General features: G+C 70.7%; 16 protein-coding genes, 4 tRNA genes and 1 pseudogene. 15 read left to right on the forward strand and 6 right to left on the reverse strand.

What is annotated here, in order from left to right; translation table 11 throughout:
- Position 1 precedes the first annotated feature (1 nt).
- From PSEJ35_RS0107630 to wrbA, 3 genes are all read right to left on the reverse strand, one after another.
- Positions 2 to 487 (reverse strand): asparaginase domain-containing protein, encoded by a 486-nt coding sequence (locus tag PSEJ35_RS0107630; RefSeq protein ID WP_028917269.1) that lies wholly within the window; start codon positions 485 to 487, stop codon positions 2 to 4.
- 157 nt (positions 488 to 644) lie between these two features.
- Positions 645 to 986 (reverse strand): DUF2069 domain-containing protein, encoded by a 342-nt coding sequence (locus PSEJ35_RS0107635; RefSeq protein WP_028917270.1) that lies wholly within the window; start codon positions 984 to 986, stop codon positions 645 to 647.
- Positions 986 to 1,579: an NAD(P)H:quinone oxidoreductase gene (wrbA, locus tag PSEJ35_RS0107640; protein WP_028917271.1), complete on the reverse strand. Its 594-nt coding sequence runs from the start codon at positions 1,577 to 1,579 to the stop codon at positions 986 to 988. The genes PSEJ35_RS0107635 and wrbA overlap by 1 nt, the downstream gene beginning before the upstream one ends.
- A gap of 85 nt (positions 1,580 to 1,664) precedes the next feature.
- Here wrbA and PSEJ35_RS0107645 point away from each other — a divergent pair, with 85 nt between their 5' ends.
- Genes PSEJ35_RS0107645 through PSEJ35_RS0107655 form a run of 3 tightly spaced genes read left to right on the forward strand, consistent with a single transcriptional unit; the run spans position 1,665 to position 3,834 of the window.
- The gene (locus tag PSEJ35_RS0107645) at positions 1,665 to 2,957 is read left to right on the forward strand and encodes a YihY family inner membrane protein (RefSeq protein WP_051412578.1); all 1,293 of its coding nucleotides are present in this window, start codon (positions 1,665 to 1,667) and stop codon (positions 2,955 to 2,957) included.
- Positions 2,958 to 2,959: 2 nt separating this feature from the next.
- Positions 2,960 to 3,553 carry a TlpA disulfide reductase family protein gene (locus tag PSEJ35_RS0107650; RefSeq protein ID WP_156924761.1) on the forward strand — a complete coding sequence of 198 codons (594 nt, stop codon included), beginning with the start codon at positions 2,960 to 2,962 and terminating at the stop codon, positions 3,551 to 3,553.
- The gene (locus PSEJ35_RS0107655; protein ID WP_028917274.1) at positions 3,550 to 3,834 is read left to right on the forward strand and encodes an acylphosphatase; all 285 of its coding nucleotides are present in this window, start codon (positions 3,550 to 3,552) and stop codon (positions 3,832 to 3,834) included. The genes PSEJ35_RS0107650 and PSEJ35_RS0107655 overlap by 4 nt, the downstream gene beginning before the upstream one ends.
- A gap of 22 nt (positions 3,835 to 3,856) precedes the next feature.
- Here PSEJ35_RS0107655 and moaB read toward each other — a convergent pair whose 3' ends face one another.
- The 3 genes from moaB to hemA form a co-directional block, all read right to left on the reverse strand.
- Complete coding sequence (moaB, locus tag PSEJ35_RS0107660; RefSeq protein ID WP_028917275.1) at positions 3,857 to 4,375, reverse strand: molybdenum cofactor biosynthesis protein B; 519 nt, start codon at positions 4,373 to 4,375, stop codon at positions 3,857 to 3,859.
- A gap of 504 nt (positions 4,376 to 4,879) precedes the next feature.
- On the reverse strand, positions 4,880 to 5,962 hold the full coding sequence (prfA, locus tag PSEJ35_RS0107665) for a peptide chain release factor 1 (RefSeq protein WP_028917276.1): 1,083 nt from the start codon (positions 5,960 to 5,962) through the stop codon (positions 4,880 to 4,882).
- Positions 5,934 to 7,241, reverse strand: coding sequence for a glutamyl-tRNA reductase (gene hemA / locus PSEJ35_RS0107670; RefSeq protein WP_028917277.1), 1,308 nt, complete (start codon positions 7,239 to 7,241; stop codon positions 5,934 to 5,936). The genes prfA and hemA overlap by 29 nt, the downstream gene beginning before the upstream one ends.
- 63 nt (positions 7,242 to 7,304) lie before the next feature.
- Here hemA and PSEJ35_RS15735 point away from each other — a divergent pair.
- The 12 genes and pseudogenes from PSEJ35_RS15735 to tuf form a co-directional block, all read left to right on the forward strand.
- A pseudogene (locus tag PSEJ35_RS15735) lies at positions 7,305 to 9,017 on the forward strand (tetratricopeptide repeat protein); the annotation flags it as partial.
- A gap of 152 nt (positions 9,018 to 9,169) precedes the next feature.
- A complete protein-coding gene (gene lolB / locus PSEJ35_RS0107680) occupies positions 9,170 to 9,790 on the forward strand; it encodes a lipoprotein insertase outer membrane protein LolB (protein ID WP_028917278.1) in 621 nt (206 codons plus the stop codon).
- Positions 9,775 to 10,650 (forward strand): 4-(cytidine 5'-diphospho)-2-C-methyl-D-erythritol kinase, encoded by an 876-nt coding sequence (gene ispE, locus PSEJ35_RS0107685; protein WP_028917279.1) that lies wholly within the window; start codon positions 9,775 to 9,777, stop codon positions 10,648 to 10,650. Before lolB ends, ispE begins: the two co-directional genes overlap by 16 nt.
- A gap of 3 nt (positions 10,651 to 10,653) precedes the next feature.
- Positions 10,654 to 10,730: transfer RNA gene (locus PSEJ35_RS0107690), tRNA-Gln, on the forward strand.
- A gap of 99 nt (positions 10,731 to 10,829) precedes the next feature.
- Positions 10,830 to 11,789, forward strand: a complete 960-nt coding sequence (locus PSEJ35_RS0107695) for a ribose-phosphate diphosphokinase (RefSeq protein ID WP_028917280.1) — start codon at positions 10,830 to 10,832, stop codon at positions 11,787 to 11,789.
- 155 nt (positions 11,790 to 11,944) lie between these two features.
- Positions 11,945 to 12,562 carry a 50S ribosomal protein L25/general stress protein Ctc gene (locus tag PSEJ35_RS0107700; RefSeq protein WP_028917281.1) on the forward strand — a complete coding sequence of 206 codons (618 nt, stop codon included), beginning with the start codon at positions 11,945 to 11,947 and terminating at the stop codon, positions 12,560 to 12,562.
- A gap of 54 nt (positions 12,563 to 12,616) precedes the next feature.
- Positions 12,617 to 13,198: an aminoacyl-tRNA hydrolase gene (gene pth, locus PSEJ35_RS0107705; RefSeq protein WP_028917282.1), complete on the forward strand. Its 582-nt coding sequence runs from the start codon at positions 12,617 to 12,619 to the stop codon at positions 13,196 to 13,198.
- 84 nt (positions 13,199 to 13,282) lie between these two features.
- The gene (gene ychF / locus PSEJ35_RS0107710) at positions 13,283 to 14,374 is read left to right on the forward strand and encodes a redox-regulated ATPase YchF (RefSeq protein WP_028917283.1); all 1,092 of its coding nucleotides are present in this window, start codon (positions 13,283 to 13,285) and stop codon (positions 14,372 to 14,374) included.
- Positions 14,375 to 14,480: 106 nt separating this feature from the next.
- A tRNA-Tyr gene (locus tag PSEJ35_RS0107715) sits at positions 14,481 to 14,566 on the forward strand.
- 75 nt (positions 14,567 to 14,641) lie between these two features.
- Positions 14,642 to 14,715 (forward strand) — tRNA-Gly (locus tag PSEJ35_RS0107720).
- A 41-nt stretch (positions 14,716 to 14,756) separates the two neighbouring features.
- Positions 14,757 to 14,832: transfer RNA gene (locus PSEJ35_RS0107725), tRNA-Thr, on the forward strand.
- Between the two features lie 102 nt (positions 14,833 to 14,934).
- The coding region (gene tuf, locus PSEJ35_RS0107730; RefSeq protein ID WP_028917284.1) for an elongation factor Tu at positions 14,935 to 16,017 on the forward strand (1,083 nt) is incomplete at its 3' end.

Raw genomic sequence — 16,017 nt, forward strand, 5'->3', positions numbered from 1 at the left:
CTCAGATCGACTCGAAGCGGTTGGCGGCGACGTTCTTGCGGACCTTGTCGGGGTCCCAGATCAGCCCGTTCATGGCGATGTACACGCCTTCCGGCAGCGACTGCACCGCGCCGATCGCGCAGCCGATGTTGAATTCCGCGTCCGAGCCGCGGAAGCGCGCCGGGCTCAGCGCGCCGGTCATCACGATGGTCTTGCCGGGGATCGTCTTCAGCACCTTGCCGGTCTGCACCATGCTGTCCGTGCCGTGGGTGACCAGCACGTGGCGGGTCGGCTGGGCCGCGATCGTGGCGCGGACCAGCTCGCGGTCCTCGTCGGTGATGTGCAGCGAGTCCTTGCGCAGGATCGGGATCACGCTGAAGCGGAAGCTCACGCCCAGCTCGCGCAGGATCGTGCCGATCTGCGGTTCGCCGATCTGGTAGTCGGACTTGTCGTCGAAGTAGATCTTGTCGATGGTGCCGCCGGTGGTGACGATCAGCAGTTCTTCCATTGCATTGCCCTGGCGCCGGCGCGGGCGCCGGACATGATCGGTGGGCGGGCCGGCAGGCCGGCGCCGCGAAGTGCGTCCATTATCGGTCCAAAGCCGGTGAAGGCCGTAGGCGTCGCATGCCGGAACGTCCAACGGCGCCACGCAACGCGTGGAAGCCTCAGCCGCGGCGCCGCCCGAAGCGCGCCTGCAGCCCCGGCCAGCTCACCGTGACGACCACGACCAGCGACAGCACGATCGCCGGCCACGCGAACAGCGCCTCGCCCGGTCGGGTCCAGGCGACCATCACCCCGTGGCTGAACCAGCCCAGCGCGAACACGCCGCCCCAGAACGCCGAACGGCGGCCGCCGCGCCAGGCCGGCACGGCCAGCAGCAGCGGCGGCAGCGCGAACACCAGCAGCGCGGCGGCGGCATGGCGGTCGGCATGGAACCAGGCCGCATAGAGCAGGGCCAGCGCCAGCAGCGCGATGCCGGCGATGCGCGCGGAGGTCGGCGTTGCCATCAGCGCGCCAGCCGCGAGGCGATGTCGGCCAGGCGCCGGCCCAGCGCGCGGGCCAGCACCGCCTCCTCTTCGGTCGGCTGCGGATCGTCCTGCAGGCCGGCGACATGGCTGGCGCCGTAGGGCGTGCCGCCGCCGCGGGTGGTGTTGAGCGCCGCCTCGGTGTACGGGATGCCGACGATCACGCAGCCGTGGTGCAGCAACGGCACGTGCATGGTCAGCAGGGTCGATTCCTGGCCGCCGTGCTGGGTGGCGGTGGAGGTGAACACCGCCGCCGGCTTGCCGGCGAGCGTGCCGCTGGCCCATTCGCCGCCGAGGCCGTCGAGGAAGTGCTTGACCGGGGCGGCCATGTTGCCGAAGCGGGTCGGGCTGCCCAGCGCCAGGCCGGCGCATTCGGCCAGGTCCGAGACCTGCACGTAGGGCGCGCCGTCCTCGGGCACCGGCGGGGCCGCCTGCTGGGTCACCGCCGCCACCGGCGGCACCGTGCGCAGGCGCGCCTGCATGCCCGGGACTTCCTCGACGCCGCGCGCGATCTGCCGCGCCAGGCGCGCGACCGAGCCGCCGCGGCTGTAGTACAGGACCAGGATCTCCGCCATCGGGACCATCCACTGGAAGGGGCCGCCATTATCGACGAAGCGCCGCCACTGCGGCTTTCGCCGTGCATCGGGTAGGCTTGCGCCGATGGCCATCGGTCCGGACTTCGCAAGCTGGCGCCAGCGCGTGCACGAGCGCGTGCGCGACCGTGCGCGCGCGGTGTCCTTCGCCCGCTTCCTGTGGCGGCGCTTCCTCGACGACAACCTGTTCCAGGCCGCCGCCGCGCTGGCCTACACCACCGCATTCGCCCTGGTGCCGCTGGCGGTGGTGGTGCTGGGCGTGCTGTCGGCGTTCCCGGCTTTCCGTGACCTCAGCGGCGAGCTGGTCGACTACGTGACCTCCAACTTCGTGCCCAGCGCGGCGCGGGCGATCAACGAGCACATCGCCGGGCTGCGCAACCGGACCGGCCAGCTCACCGCCGCCGGCATCGTCGCCCTGGTGGTCTCGCTGCTGGTGACGCTCAACAGCGTCGAGGCCACCTTCAACCGCATCTGGCGGGTGGCCAGCGCGCGTCCGCGGCTGTCGCGCTACCTGGTGTACTGGACCGTGCTGACCCTGGGTGCGCTGCTGGCGGCCGCGTCGCTGTCGGTGTCGGCGCGGTTCTTCTCGATGGAGCTGTTCCAGTCGCCGCAGGGCCAGTGGCTGGCCAGCCTCAGCCTGGGCATGACCCCGGTGCTGATCGAACTGGCGGTGGTGGTGATCGCCTACCGGGTGGTGCCGCACCACACGGTGAAGTGGCGGCACGCCTTCGCCGGCGCGGTGCTGGCGGTCCTGCTGCTGGAGGCGATCAAGTCGGCGCTGGGCCTGTACCTGGGCAGCTTCGAGGGCTACCAGAAGCTGTACGGCGCGATGGCCTTCATCCCGGTGCTGATGCTGTGGATCTTCCTGGGCTGGGTGGCGATCCTGCTGGGCGCCTCGCTGGCCTCGTCGCTGGCCGCGTTCCGCTACCAGCCGGCGTCGATGCGGTTGCCGCCAGGCTACGAGGGCTATGCGCTGCTGCGCCTGGTCGGCCGCTTCCAGCAGGCGCGGCGCGCGGGCGAGGGCCTGCACACCGAGCAGATGCTGGCGCTGGAGCCGATGCTCACCGATTCGTTGCTGCAGGAATTCCTCACCCGTCTCGATGCGATCCGCCTGGTGCGCCGCGACGAGCAGGGCGAGTGGCTGCTGGCCCGCGACCTCGACGACCTGACCCTGTCCGAGCTCTACGAAGCCTGCCAGCTGCGCATCCCGATCGACGAGGCCTGGCTGCCTTGCCGCGACGACCCGCTGGGCGAGGCCGTGCACGCGGTGTTCGACGACCTGCGCCTGCCGTTGCGCGATGCGCTCAAGCGCCGCGTCGGCGGCATCTTCCCGTCCCCCCAGGACCCGACCGGAGCCTGACCATGCGTCTTCCCTTCCCGCTCGCCGTGCTGGCGCTGCCGCTGCTGCTGGCCGCCTGCACGCAGCAGTCGCCGGCACCCGCCGCGCAACCCGACTCGACCTCCGCGGCTCCGGCCGCGCCCGAAGCGACGGCTGCGCCTGCCGGACCCGAAGCGCCGCCACCGGGCGTGGTCGAGCGCACCGCGGAGCAGCCGCGGTTCTCGGCCCTGGCGGTGGACGGGAAGATGTACGACCTGGCCGCGCACCGCGGCCGCTGGGTGGTGGTGAACTTCTGGGCCACCTGGTGCAAGCCGTGCCTGAAGGAAATGCCCGAGCTGTCGGCGCTGCACACCATGCGCGAGAACATCGAGGTGGTGGGCCTGGCCTACGAGGACGCCACGGTCGAGGAGATGCGCGCCTTCCTCGCCGAGCACCCGGTTTCGTACCCGATCGTGATCCTCGATCCGCTGAGCCCGCCGCAGGATTTCGCCACGCCGCGCGGGCTGCCGATGACCTACCTGCTGTCGCCGGACGGCAAGGTCGCGCGCCAGTTCCTCGGGCCGGTCACCGCCTACGACATCGAGACCGCGATCGGTTCCGGAGGCGGGGCGCCATGAACGAGCCGCGCCAGGCCCGGCGCTGGCGGGTGCGCGGCCGCGTGCAGGGCGTGTACTTCCGCGCCTCCACCCGCGAGCAGGCGCTGCGGCTGGAGCTGGACGGAAGCGCGGTCAACCTCGACGACGGCAGCGTGGAAGTCGTGGCGGCAGGCCCGGAAGTTGCCCTGGGCGAGCTGGAGCGGTGGCTGCGGGTCGGTCCGCCGGCGGCGCGGGTCGAGGTGCTGGAGCGCCTGGAGGCGCCGGATGCCGGCCAGGTGCCGGCGGGATTCGCGATCGGCTGATCGCCGGCCGAGCGCGGTCGCGTCACTCGCGCAGGCGCGGGCGCAGCGTGGCGAGGTTGCAGGGCCGCGTCCGCGAGTCGAGCTGGTGGCGGATGATCCGCTCCCAGGCGGTGCGGCAGGCCGAGGTCGAGCCGGGCAGGGCGAACAGGAAGGTGGCGTTGGCCAGTCCGGCGAAGGCGCGCGACTGCAGCGAGGAGGTGCCGATCTCCTCGAAGCTCGCGGCGCGGAACAGTTCGCCGAAGCCGGGCATTTCCTTGTCGAGCAGGGGCAGCAGCGCTTCCGGGGTGGAATCGCGCCCGGTGAAGCCGGTGCCGCCGGTGACCAGGATCCCGTCGACCTGCGGATCGGCGATCCACTGCGAGACGACGGCGCGCAGGCGGTAGCGGTCGTCCGGGAGCAGGTCGCGGGCATGGACGCGATGTCCCGCCTCGGCGAGCGCGCCGGCGAGCCAGTCCCCGGAGGTGTCGTTGTCCGGCGTGCGCGTGTCCGACACGGTCAGCACGCAGACGTTGAGCGGAATGAAGTCGGGGCTGGCGGTCATGGGCATAGCCTATACGCGCCGGCCCCTTTGCGTGGCCAGCGCCCGAGTTCATTCCCGGCGCGGCGCAAGCAGCACAGGGATGTGCTGCGGTCGCGCGTTGGAGCAGGACGCGGAACCACGCGATGCGCCATACCCCCTTGGGGCGGCGGCCCCGTCCGGAGCCTGCGCTGCCACCAGGTGTGCTTGCCGATGCTTCCACTCCTGCCGTTGAGGGCGCGAGCAGAGGTGCGGTGAACTCGGGGCGATGGGGACGCGGCAGGCAGTCACCCGGATGCGGCCTTCGGCCTTATCCGGGCTACGTACAGCCCGCTGATGCTTTCGCTCTTGCCGTTCAGGGCGCGGGCAGGGTGCGGTGAACTTGGAGCAACCGATGAGGACGCGGCAGGCAGTACCCCGGATGCGGCCTTCGGCCTTATCCGGGCTACGTACACCTCGCGTCGTCGTGGACTTCGGCGCAGCGCCCGTCCGGGGCCCTTGTCGCGTGTGTTGTGGTTGGTAGCGGGCTTACTCCGCCGTCAGGCGCGCCAGTTCGTCGGCCTGGTGTTCCTGCTGCAGGCGGGTGACCAGCGGATCGAGGTCGCCTTCGAGGATGTTGGGCAGGTCGTACAGGGTCAGGCCTTCGACGCGGTGGTCGGTGATGCGGCCCTGCGGGAAGTTGTAGGTGCGGATGCGCTGGCTGCGGTCGCCGCTGCCGACCTGCAGGCGCCGGCTTTCGGCCTGCGCTGCCTGCTGTCTGCTGCGCTCGGCGTCCAGCAGTTGCGCCTTCAGCCGCTTCATCGCCTTGTCGCGGTTGGCGTGCTGGCTGCGCTCGGTCTGGCTTTCCACCACCACCCCGGTCGGCAGGTGGGTGATGCGGATCGCCGAATCGGTCTTGTTGACGTGCTGCCCGCCCGCGCCCGAGGAGCGGAACGTGTCGATCTTCAGGTCGGCCGGATTGATCGTGATCTCCTCGATCTCGTCGGCTTCCGGGATGATCGCCACCGTCGCCGCCGACGTGTGGATGCGTCCCTGCGACTCGGTCGCCGGCACCCGCTGCACGCGGTGCGTGCCCGACTCGAACTTCAGCTTCGAATACGCGCCGCGGCCGACGATGCGCGCCACGATTTCCTTGTGCCCGCCGTGCTCGCCCGGGTTCTCCGATTCGACCTCGACCTTCCAGCCCTGCCGCTCGGCGTAGCGCGCGTACATGCGGAACAGGTCGCCGGCGAAGATCGCCGCCTCGTCACCGCCGGTGCCGGCGCGCACTTCCAGGAACAGGTTGCCGTCGTCGCGCGGGTCCTTCGGCACCAGCAGCAGGGCCAGCTCGCGGTCCAGTTCCTCCAGGCGCTGGCGCGCGCCGGCGATCTCCTCCTCGGCAAGCTCCGCCAGTTCCGGGTCGTTGCGCATGGCTTCGGCCGCGGCCAGGTCGGCCTTGGCCCGGGCCTCGGCGGCCAGCGCCGCGGCGACCGGCTCCAGCTGCGCGAACTCCCGCGACAGGTCGCGGAAGCGCGCGGTGTCGGCGACCACGGCGGGGTCGGCGAGGAGGCGTTCGAGTTCTTCGCGGCGCTCGGCCAGCGCTTCAAGCTTTCGGCGCAGGCTCGGGGTCATCGGGCAGTCGCGGCGTCGGGGTCTGGATGGACGGGTGGGAATAGGGCGGCTGCAGCGGGAACAGCCGGTCGGCGGCGCGGGCCAGTTCGGTGTCGCCGGTGAGCGCGGCCTCGCGCAACGCGGCGGTCGGGGGGTGCAGCAGGCGGTTGGTCAGGCTGTGCGCCAGGTGCTGCAGCACCTCGTCCGGATCGCGGCCGGAGGCCAGCTGCTGGCGGGCGCGGGCGAGCAGTTCGTCGCGGGTGGCATCGCCGAGCGCACGCAGGCGGCGCAGCGAATCCTGGCGGCCACCGGCGCGCAGGGCTTCCATGAAGCGGGAAACCTGCATGTCGATGATCGCCTCGGCCGCCTCGGCCGCCTCGTGGCGACTGCGGCGGTTCTCCTCGACGGCCCGCTCGAGGTCGTCGACGGTGTACAGGTAGGCGTCGGACAGCCCGGCCACGCCGGCTTCGATGTCGCGCGGCACGGCCAGGTCGAACAGCAGCACCGGCTTGCGCCGGCGCGCGGCCAGCGCGGCCTCGACCTGGGCCTGGCGCAGCACCGGCTCACGGCTGGCGGTGGCCGAGAACACCACGTCGGCCTCGGCCAGGTGGCGGTCGATCTCGGCCAGCGGCAGCGCATAGCCGCCGTGGCGCGTGGCCAGGTCCTGGGCGTGGGCGAGGGTGCGGTTGGCGACCAGCAGGCGGCCGACGCCGCCCTTGGCCAGGTGGCGCGCAGCCAGCTCGATGGTCTCGCCGGCGCCGATCAGCAGCACCGTCGAATCCGGCAGCGAGGCGAAGGTGTCCTGCGCCAGGCGCACCGCGGTGGAGGCTACCGAGACCGGGTTCACGCCGATCCGGGTGTCGGTGCGCGCGCGCTTGGCCACGGCGAAGGTCTGCTGGAACAGCCGGTCCAGGTTGCCGCCCAGCGCGCCGTGCTCGCGCGCCAGCACCCAGGCGTCCTTCACCTGGCCGAGGATCTGTGGTTCGCCCAGCACCATCGAGTCCAGCCCGGTCGCCACCCTGAACAGATGGCGTACGGCGTCGGCGTCGCGGTGCCGGTACAGGTAATTGCACAGGCCTTCGGCGTGGCTGTCGAGCCAGCTGGCGAGGACGTCGCCGTCTTCGGCCACCGCATAGATTTCGGTACGATTGCAGGTCGACAGCAGCGCCGCCTCCGATACCCGGGGCAGGGCGCGCAGCGAACCCAGCGCCTGGCCAAGCGCATCGCCGGCAAAGGCCACCCGTTCACGCAGGTCGACCGGCGCGGTCTGGTGGTTGAGGCCGATCAGCCACAGCGTCATGTTCAGGGGCTTGCGATAATCTGCTGGCTTCTTGGGTCCCATTTTACGGCCCGGTGGGTGCCAATGCCCGTACCTGAGCTTTCCGTTGTCGACACTGGACGCCCGCGTCCGCCTCTCCATCGCCGCCGGCTGGGCGCGCTGCTGCTGGTCCTGGCGGCCATCTCGGCTCCGCTGCAGGCCAAACAGGCTCCGGCCGGGGGCGATATCCCGCTGGAACCGCTGCTGGCCGGCGAGTACGCCTTCCAGGTCGGGCAGCTGGCCGACGCGGCGCGCTGGTACCTGGAGGCGGCCCGCGCCGCCGATGGTGACGTGCTGCTGGCCGAACGCGCCACCCGCATCGCGATGCTGGCCAACGACGATGCCCGCACCGGCCAGGCGCTGGCGCTGTGGCGGCAGCGGGCGCCGGACTCGCTGGCGCTGCGCGCGGCGGGCATCTCCCTGGCCCTGCGCAAGGGCGAGACGCGCAAGGCGCGGCGCGAACTGGTGGCGCTGATGAAGACGCCGGATCCGCGCGCCTGGCGCTATGCGCTGGTGGCGCTGGGCGACGGCCGCGACCCGTCGGTGGTGGCCAGGGTCATGGACCAGATGGTCGGTTCCGGCGCGATCCCGGACGAGCTGGTGGCCTGGCAGGAATTCGGCCGGCTGTCGCTGCGCCTGGATGCGCCGAAGCTGTCGCAGCGCATCGTCGCCGAGATGGTGCGCCGGTTCCCGGGCGAGCCGCGGGTCGCGATCCTGCGCGCCGGCCAGCTCAACCAGGTCGGCGACAAGGAACAGGCCCGGGCCCTGCTGGCCCTGGTCGAGCCGCGCGCGGCCGAGGATCCGGAGATCCGCGGCATGCTCGCCCTGGCCTACGAGACCCTCGGCGACTACGGCGCCGCCGCGCGCGTGGTGGCAGCCGGTCCCCAGGACATGCGGACCTGGGGCATGCGCGCCTCGCTGCTGGCCCGCGCCGACGACAGCGAGGGCCTGGCCGCGCTGTACCGCGACCTGTCCGAGTCCGACCGCGGCCAGCCGAACCCGTCGCGGCGCATGCTGCTGGGCCGGATCGCCGAATTCCTCAAGCGTCCGGCCGAGGCCGTGGACTGGTACCGCGGCGTCGCCGGCGGGCCGGAACGGGCCGAGGCACGGATCCGCATCGCCGTGGCCCTGTACGAACTGGGCCGCGCGGAGGAGGCCTACGCAGAGGCCCGCAGCCTGCAGAACGACGCATCCAGCAACGACGACGCCCGCCGCAACGCCTACCTGCTGGAGGCCGAGCTGCGCCAGCGCGCCGGCGACGCCGACGGCGAGATCGACGCGCTCGGCCGCGGCCTGGCCGCCTATCCGGACGAGCCGGCGCTGCTTTACGCCCGCGCCCTGGCCTGGGAGCGGATGGACCGCATCGACCGCGCCGAGGCCGACCTGCGCAAGGTGCTGGTGGCCGACCCGGAGAACGTGGCCGCGCTCAACGCGCTGGGCTACACCTTGGCCGACCGCACCCAGCGCTACCAGGAAGCCCTGGAGCTGATCGACCGCGCCCGCGTGGCCGAACCGGACAGCGGCGCCATCGTCGACAGCTACGGCTGGGTGCTGTACCGGCTCGGACGCACCGAGGAGGCGCTGGTGGAGCTGCGCCGCGCCTGGGGCCTGCAGAAGGATCCGGAGATCGGTGCCCACCTGGGCGAGGTGCTGTGGGTCATGGGCCGGCGCGAGGAAGCGCAGCGCTACTTCGACGAGTCGCACCGGCTGGATCCGTCCAACCGCTCGCTGCGGCGCGCGCTGGAGAAGCTGGGCCTGCCGCTGCCGGCGCCGGCGGAAACGCCGGATGAGGGCGCCGCCGAACCCGCCGGGCCGGCCGGTGACGCCGTGGGCCAGCCGTCTGCGCCGGCAAGGGCGACGGGCACGGAGCCCGATAGCCCGGCCCCCGCGACCGCGCCGGAGCCCACGCCGTGAGCCGCGCCTGGCATGCGGCCGGCCTCGGGCTGGCCCTGCTCCTGCTTGCCGGCTGTACCGCCGCGCCGGTGCGCGACACCGCGCCGGCCGTGGACCCGGCCCGGGCGCGGGCGCACCAGGAGGCGCGGCGCGTGCAGCTGGAGGCCATGCCGGCCTGGTCGCTGCAGGGCCGGCTGGCGGTCAGCGTCGGCGACAAGGGCGGCAGCGGCCGCCTCGACTGGCAGCAGGACGGCGGGCAGTGGCGGGTGGCGCTCAGCGCCCCGGTCACCCGGCAGAGCTGGCGGCTGAGCGGCGGGGCGGCGGGGGCGACCTTGGAAGGCCTGGAAGGCGGGACCCGTTACGGCCCGGATGCCGGCGCGCTGCTGCTTGAAGCCACCGGCTGGCCGATCCCGGTCGAGGAGCTGTCTTGGTGGGTCCGCGGCCTGGCCTCGCCGGGCGCGGAACTGGAATTCGGCGCCGACGGCCGCCCGCGCCGCCTGCTGGCCGGTGGCTGGACCGTGGACTACCAGGAATGGTCGGCTGCCACCGACGGCTGGCCGGACATGCCGCGGCGCCTGCAGGCGCAGCGCGAGGGCGTCCGCGTGCGCCTGGTCGTCGACCAGTGGGGGACTCCGTGACGGAAGGCTGGAGCGAGTGGCCGGCCCCGGCCAAGCTGAACCTGTTCCTGCGCATCACCGGCCGTCGCGCCGACGGCTACCATGAGCTGCAGACCGTGTTCCGGATGCTCGACTGGGGCGATACGGTGCGCCTGCGCCCGCGCGCGGACGGCCGGATCGTCCGCCATGGCGACCGCCTGCCGGGCGTGGAGGACGCCGCCGACCTCGCGGTCCGCGCCGCGGTCCTGCTGCAGGAAGCCGCGAACTGCGCGCAAGGTGCCGACATCCACGTCGAAAAGCGCATTCCTGCAGGCGGGGGGTTCGGCGGCGGCTCGTCCGATGCGGCCACCGTCCTGTGCGCCCTGGACCGGCTGTGGGGCCTGGACCTGGGCGAGGACAGGCTGGCCGCGCTGGGCCTGCGCCTGGGTGCCGACGTCCCGGTCTTCGTCCGCGGCCGCAGCGCCTGGGCCGAGGGGGTGGGGGAGCGGCTGGTCCCGCTGGACCTGGCCCCGGCCTGGTACGTGCTGGTCGACCCCGGGGTCCACGTGCCGACCGCCGCCCTGTTCCAGTCCCCCGATTTGACGCGGGATTCCCCGCCCGCGAAAATATCGGACTTCGCTGACGGATCCGCGCTCGAGAACGCGTTCGAGCCGGTCCTGCGCCGCCGCGAACCGGCCGTCGAGGCCGTGTTCGCCGAGCTGGCGCGGATCGGCAGGCCGCGCCTGACCGGAACCGGAAGCGGTTGCTTCGTCGAATTCGCCCACCGTGACGCGGCGCAGGAAGCACTGGCGCGATTGTCGCGACGGTTGCATGCCTGGGTCGCGGCCGGCGTTTCGGATTCGCCGCTGCGCACCGCGCTCGCGCGGACGCGGCGGGATTGATCCAGGGGCGTCGCCAAGAGGTCCAAGGCACCGGGTTTTGATCCCGGCATCCGCAGGTTCGAATCCTGCCGCCCCTGCCACACAGGCGCCGCCCGCGGCGCCGGAAGGAAACACGGAAGTCCGCCATGCGGTTTTCCAGCCCCTACAACCTGATCCAGGCCGACGCCGGCATGTCGAAGATCCAAGACGAACGCAATCTGCTGGTGTTCAGCGGCAACGCCAACAAGCCGCTGGCCGAGAGCATCTGCCGCGAGCTGGGCGTGCGCCCGGGCAAGGCGCTGGTCTCCACCTTCTCCGACGGCGAGGTCCAGGTCGAGATCGAGGAGAACGTCCGCCGCCAGGAAGTCTTCGTGATCCAGCCGACCTGCGCGCCGGTGGCGGAGAACCTGATGGAGCTGCTGGTGATCATCGACGCGCTCAAGCGCGCCAGCGCCGCCTCGGTCACCGCGGTGGTGCCGTACTTCGGCTACTCGCGCCAGGACCGCCGCCTGCGTTCCTCGCGCGTGCCGATCACGGCCAAGGTCGCGGCAAAGATGTTCACCGCGGTGGGTACCGACCGGGTGCTGACCGTGGACCTGCACGCCGACCAGATCCAGGGCTTCTTCGACATCCCGGTCGACAACGTCTACGCCTCGCCGCTGCTGCTGGCCGACATCTGGCGCGCCTACGGCACCGAGAACCTGATCGTGGTCTCGCCGGACGTGGGCGGCGTGGTCCGCGCCCGTGCGGTGGCCAAGCGCCTGGACGACGCCGACCTGGCGATCATCGACAAGCGCCGCCCGCGCGCCAACGTGTCGACGGTGATGAACATCATCGGCGACGTCGAGGGCAAGACCTGCGTGATGGTGGACGACATCGTCGACACCGCCGGCACCCTGTGCGCCGCCGCTGCCGCCCTCAAGGCGCGCGGCGCGACCAAGGTCGCCGCGTACTGCACCCACGCCGTCCTGTCCGGGCCGGCGGTGGACAACCTCAACAATTCGCAGCTGGACGAGCTGGTGGTGACCGACACCATCCCGCTGTCGCCGGCGGCGCGCAGCTGCCCGCGCATCCGCCAGGTCAGCGTGGCCGAGCTGCTGGCGGAGACCATCCGCCGCATCGCCTTCGGCGAGTCGGTCAGTTCGCTGTACGTGGATTAAAGGCCGGGATTGGGGGTTCGGGATTGGGGATTCGCAAGAGCTTTTCCCAATCACGAATCCCGAGTCACGAATCCCGGCTCTCACTGGCCTCCCTGGTCGCGGGGAAGCCACCCAAGCCGCCGCGAGGCGGTTCATCAACCTAGGTAGTTAAAACAATGGCAACTCATGTGATCAACGTCGAACGTCGCGAGGACGAGGGCAAGGGTGCGAGCCGCCGCCTGCGTCGCGACGGCAAGGTCCCGGCGATCGTCTACGGTGGCGACCTGGCCCCGGTCAAGATCCAGCTGGACCACGAGAAGCTGTGGCTGGCCCAGCAGAACGAGTGGTTCTACTCCTCGATCCTGGACCTGAGCCTCAACGGCGACGTGCAGAAGGTCCTGCTGCGCGACATCCAGCGCCACCCGTACAAGCAGCAGCTGATCCACCTGGACTTCCAGCGCATCAGCGACAACGAGATCCTGCGCGCCGCCGTGCCGCTGCATTTCGTCAACCAGGAGAAGTCCCCGGCCGGCAAGACCGCCGGCGTGGTGATCATGCACGAGCTGACCGAAGTCACCGTGGCCTGCCTGCCGAAGGACCTGCCGGCCTCGATCGAGGTCGACCTGGCCGAGCTGGCCGTCGGCGCCGTCGTCCATCTGTCCGACCTGAAGCTGCCGGCCGGCGTCGAGCTGCCGGAGCTGAAGCTGGGTGCGGACCACGACGTGGCCGTGGTCGTCGCCAAGCAGGCCCGTGGCGAGGAAGAGGCTCCGGCCGAAGGCGAAGAGCAGAAGTAAGCCCCTGCGTTCCCGCCCGGCATGCCGGGCGGGAACCGTGGCTGCGTCATCACGATGGCGGAACTGCGACTCATCGTCGGGCTGGGCAACCCCGGTCCCGAACACGCGAACACCCGGCACAACGCCGGGTTTCGTTTGGTCGACGCGCTGGCCGAACGGGCCGGCGTGCGTTTCGGCCTGGAATCGAAGCTGTTCGGCGAGACGGCCAAGGTCGACATCGGTGGCCGCAACGTGTGGCTGCTGAAGCCGGCGACCTACATGAACCTGTCCGGCAAGTCGGTGGCCGCGGCGCTGCGCTACTGGAAGATCGCGCCGGAGGAGGCGCTGCTGGTCCACGACGAGCTCGACCTGCCGCCGGGCACGGCGCGGCTGAAGTTCGACGGCGGCCACGGCGGCCAGAACGGCCTGCGCGACACCATCCAGCACCTGGGCCACGGGAAGTTCCACCGGCTGCGCATCGGCATCGGCCATCCCGGGCACAAGGACCGGGTGACCGGCTGGGTGCTGGGGCGGGCCGGCAAGGACGACCAGGTCCTGATCGACCGCGCCATCGACGAGGCCATCGAGGTGCTGCCGCTGGCGGTGGCCGGCGACTTCAGCGAGGCGATGAAGCGGCTGCATACCAGTAAACCGTAATTGGTCATTGGTGATTGGTGATTCGCAAAGGCCGCTTTGGCTGTTCCGAATCACCAATCACGAATCACGAATCCCGGATTTCCAATGGGCATCAAATGCGGCATCGTCGGCCTGCCTAACGTCGGCAAGTCGACCCTCTTCAACGCGCTGACCAAGGCCGGCATCGCTGCGGCCAACTTCCCGTTCTGCACGATCGAGCCGAACGTGGGCGTGGTGCCGGTGCCGGACCCGCGCCTGGGCCAGCTGGCCGAGATCGTCAAGCCGGAGCGGGTGGTGCCGACGGCGGTCGAGTTCGTCGACATCGCCGGCCTGGTCGCCGGCGCCGCCAGCGGCGAGGGCCTGGGCAACAAGTTCCTGGCCCACATCCGCGAGGTCGACGCCATCGCCCACGTGGTCCGCTGCTTCGAGCACCCGGACATCGTCCACGTGGCCGGCAAGGTCGACCCGGTGTCGGACATCGAGACGATCGACACCGAGCTGGCCCTGGCCGACCTGGACAGCGTGGAAAAGGCGCTCAACCGCGCCGAACGCTCGGCCAAGGCCGGCGAAAAGGACGCGATCGCGCGCAAGCCGGTGCTGCAGAAGCTGCACGCCGGCCTGAGCGAGGGCAAGCCTGGCCGGGCGCTGGGCCTGGACGAGGAGGAGCGGGCCCTGGTCCGCGACCTGTTCCTGCTGACCCTCAAGCCGGTCATGTACGTGGCCAACGTCCTGGAGGACGGCTTCCACGACAACCCGCTGCTGGATGCCGTGCGTGCGCGCGCCGCCGCCGAGGGCGCCGAGGTGGTGCCGGTCTCGGCCGCCATCGAGGAGGAGCTGGCCCAGCTGGAGGACGAGGACCGGGACACCTTCCTGGCCGACCTCGGCCTGGAGGAGCCGGGCCTGAACCGGGTGATCCGCGCCGCCTACAGGCTGCTGGGCCTGCAGACCTACTTCACCGCCGGGGTGAAGGAGGTCCGCGCCTGGACGGTCAAGGCCGGGGCCACCGCGCCGCAGGCGGCAGCGGTGATCCATACCGACTTCGAGAAGGGCTTCATCCGCGCCGAGACCATCGCCTTCGACGACTTCATCCGGTACCGGGGCGAGGCCGGGGCGCGCGAGGCCGGGCGCATGCGCCTGGAGGGCAAGGAGTACCGGGTGCAGGAGGGCGACATCCTGCACTTCCGGTTCAACGTCTGAGCAAAAAAGTGAAAAAAAGATGCCGGATGCGTTGACAGAAACCTCCGGCATCGCCAGAATAGCGGGCTGTTTCACCCCGGTCGTAAATGGCCGCGGTGGAAGGTCAGGAGGGATACCCAAGCGGCCAACGGGGGCAGACTGTAAATCTGCTGGCTTACGCCTTCGGTGGTTCGAATCCACCTCCCTCCACCAGTTTTTTTCGGGTAGCGGCAAGGAACAAAACGAGGCAAAATCCCGGGGCGGCAAGCCGGGAAGCTGGTCCCCCTCGCGGGAGTAGTTCAATGGTAGAACCTCAGCCTTCCAAGCTGATGGTGCGGGTTCGATTCCCGTCTCCCGCTCCATTGCACTGCAGGTCCGGCCGCACGCAAAACCAGGTTTCCAGGCTCACGTAGCTCAGTCGGTAGAGCACCTCCTTGGTAAGGAGGAGGTCGATGGTTCGATTCCATTCGTGAGCACCATATTCGGCGGGTCCAGGCCCGCAGGACCCGGCCCTTCATGGGCCGGGTTTTCCACCACCACAAGCAGTACTCCACCTACAACCGTCAGCGAGATAGGCAGCCATGGCCAAGGGTAAGTTCGAGCGCACCAAGCCCCACGTGAACGTGGGCACCATCGGTCACGTTGACCACGGCAAGACGACGCTGACGGCGGCGCTGACGAAGATCGGTGCGGAGCGTTTCGGTGGCGAGTTCAAGGCGTACGACGCGATCGACGCGGCGCCGGAAGAGAAGGCTCGCGGCATCACGATCTCGACNGCGCACGTNGAGTACGANTCGCCGACCCGNCACTACGCGCACGTGGACTGCCCNGGNCACGCCGACTACGTNAAGAACATGATCACCGGTGCCGCGCAGATGGACGGCGCGATCCTGGTGGTGTCGGCGGCTGACGGCCCGATGCCGCAGACCCGCGAGCACATCCTGCTGGCCCGCCAGGTGGGCGTGCCGTACATCGTGGTCTTCCTGAACAAGGCGGACATGGTGGACGACGCCGAGCTGCTGGAGCTGGTGGAGATGGAAGTCCGCGAGCTGCTGAGCAAGTACGATTTCCCGGGCGACGACACCCCGATCATCAAGGGTTCGGCGCTGAAGGCGCTGGAAGGCGACCAGTCGGAGATCGGCGTGCCGGCGATCATCCGGCTGGTGGACGCGCTGGACAGCTACATCCCGACCCCGGAGCGTGACGTCGACAAGCCGTTCCTGATGCCGGTGGAAGACGTGTTCTCGATCTCGGGCCGCGGCACCGTGGTGACCGGCCGTATCGAGCGCGGCGTGATCAAGGTGGGCGACGAAGTGGAGATCGTCGGCATCCGTCCGACCCAGAAGACCACCGTGACCGGCGTGGAGATGTTCCGCAAGCTGCTGGACCAGGGCCAGGCGGGCGACAACGCGGGCCTGCTGCTGCGCGGCACCAAGCGTGACGAGGTCGAGCGTGGCCAGGTGCTGGCCAAGCCGGGCACGATCACCCCGCACACCGACTTCGAGGCCGAGGTGTACGTGCTGTCGAAGGACGANGGCGGCCGNCACACCCCGTTCTTCAAGGGNTACCGTCCGCAGTTCTACTTCCGCACCACCGACATCACTGGCGCCGTCCAGCTGCCGGAGGGCGTGGAGATGGTGATGCCGGGCGACAACGTGAAGATG

Source organism: Pseudoxanthomonas sp. J35 (assembly GCF_000513995.1).
GTDB lineage: Bacteria > Pseudomonadota > Gammaproteobacteria > Xanthomonadales > Xanthomonadaceae > Pseudoxanthomonas.

Excerpts from the sequence above, each read along its gene's own strand:
- PSEJ35_RS0107630 (WP_028917269.1), bottom strand. The coding sequence starts at position 487 with ATGGAAGAACTGCTGATCGTCACCACCGGCGGCACCATCGACAAGATC.
- PSEJ35_RS0107635 (WP_028917270.1), bottom strand. The coding sequence starts at position 986 with ATGGCAACGCCGACCTCCGCGCGCATCGCCGGCATCGCGCTGCTGGCG.
- wrbA (WP_028917271.1), bottom strand. The coding sequence starts at position 1,579 with ATGGCGGAGATCCTGGTCCTGTACTACAGCCGCGGCGGCTCGGTCGCG.
- PSEJ35_RS0107645 (WP_051412578.1), top strand. The coding sequence starts at position 1,665 with ATGGCCATCGGTCCGGACTTCGCAAGCTGGCGCCAGCGCGTGCACGAG.
- PSEJ35_RS0107650 (WP_156924761.1), top strand. The coding sequence starts at position 2,960 with ATGCGTCTTCCCTTCCCGCTCGCCGTGCTGGCGCTGCCGCTGCTGCTG.
- PSEJ35_RS0107655 (WP_028917274.1), top strand. The coding sequence starts at position 3,550 with ATGAACGAGCCGCGCCAGGCCCGGCGCTGGCGGGTGCGCGGCCGCGTG.
- moaB (WP_028917275.1), bottom strand. The coding sequence starts at position 4,375 with ATGACCGCCAGCCCCGACTTCATTCCGCTCAACGTCTGCGTGCTGACC.
- prfA (WP_028917276.1), bottom strand. The coding sequence starts at position 5,962 with ATGACCCCGAGCCTGCGCCGAAAGCTTGAAGCGCTGGCCGAGCGCCGC.
- hemA (WP_028917277.1), bottom strand. The coding sequence starts at position 7,241 with ATGACGCTGTGGCTGATCGGCCTCAACCACCAGACCGCGCCGGTCGAC.
- PSEJ35_RS0107700 (WP_028917281.1), top strand. The coding sequence starts at position 11,945 with ATGGCAACTCATGTGATCAACGTCGAACGTCGCGAGGACGAGGGCAAG.
- pth (WP_028917282.1), top strand. The coding sequence starts at position 12,617 with ATGGCGGAACTGCGACTCATCGTCGGGCTGGGCAACCCCGGTCCCGAA.
- ychF (WP_028917283.1), top strand. The coding sequence starts at position 13,283 with ATGGGCATCAAATGCGGCATCGTCGGCCTGCCTAACGTCGGCAAGTCG.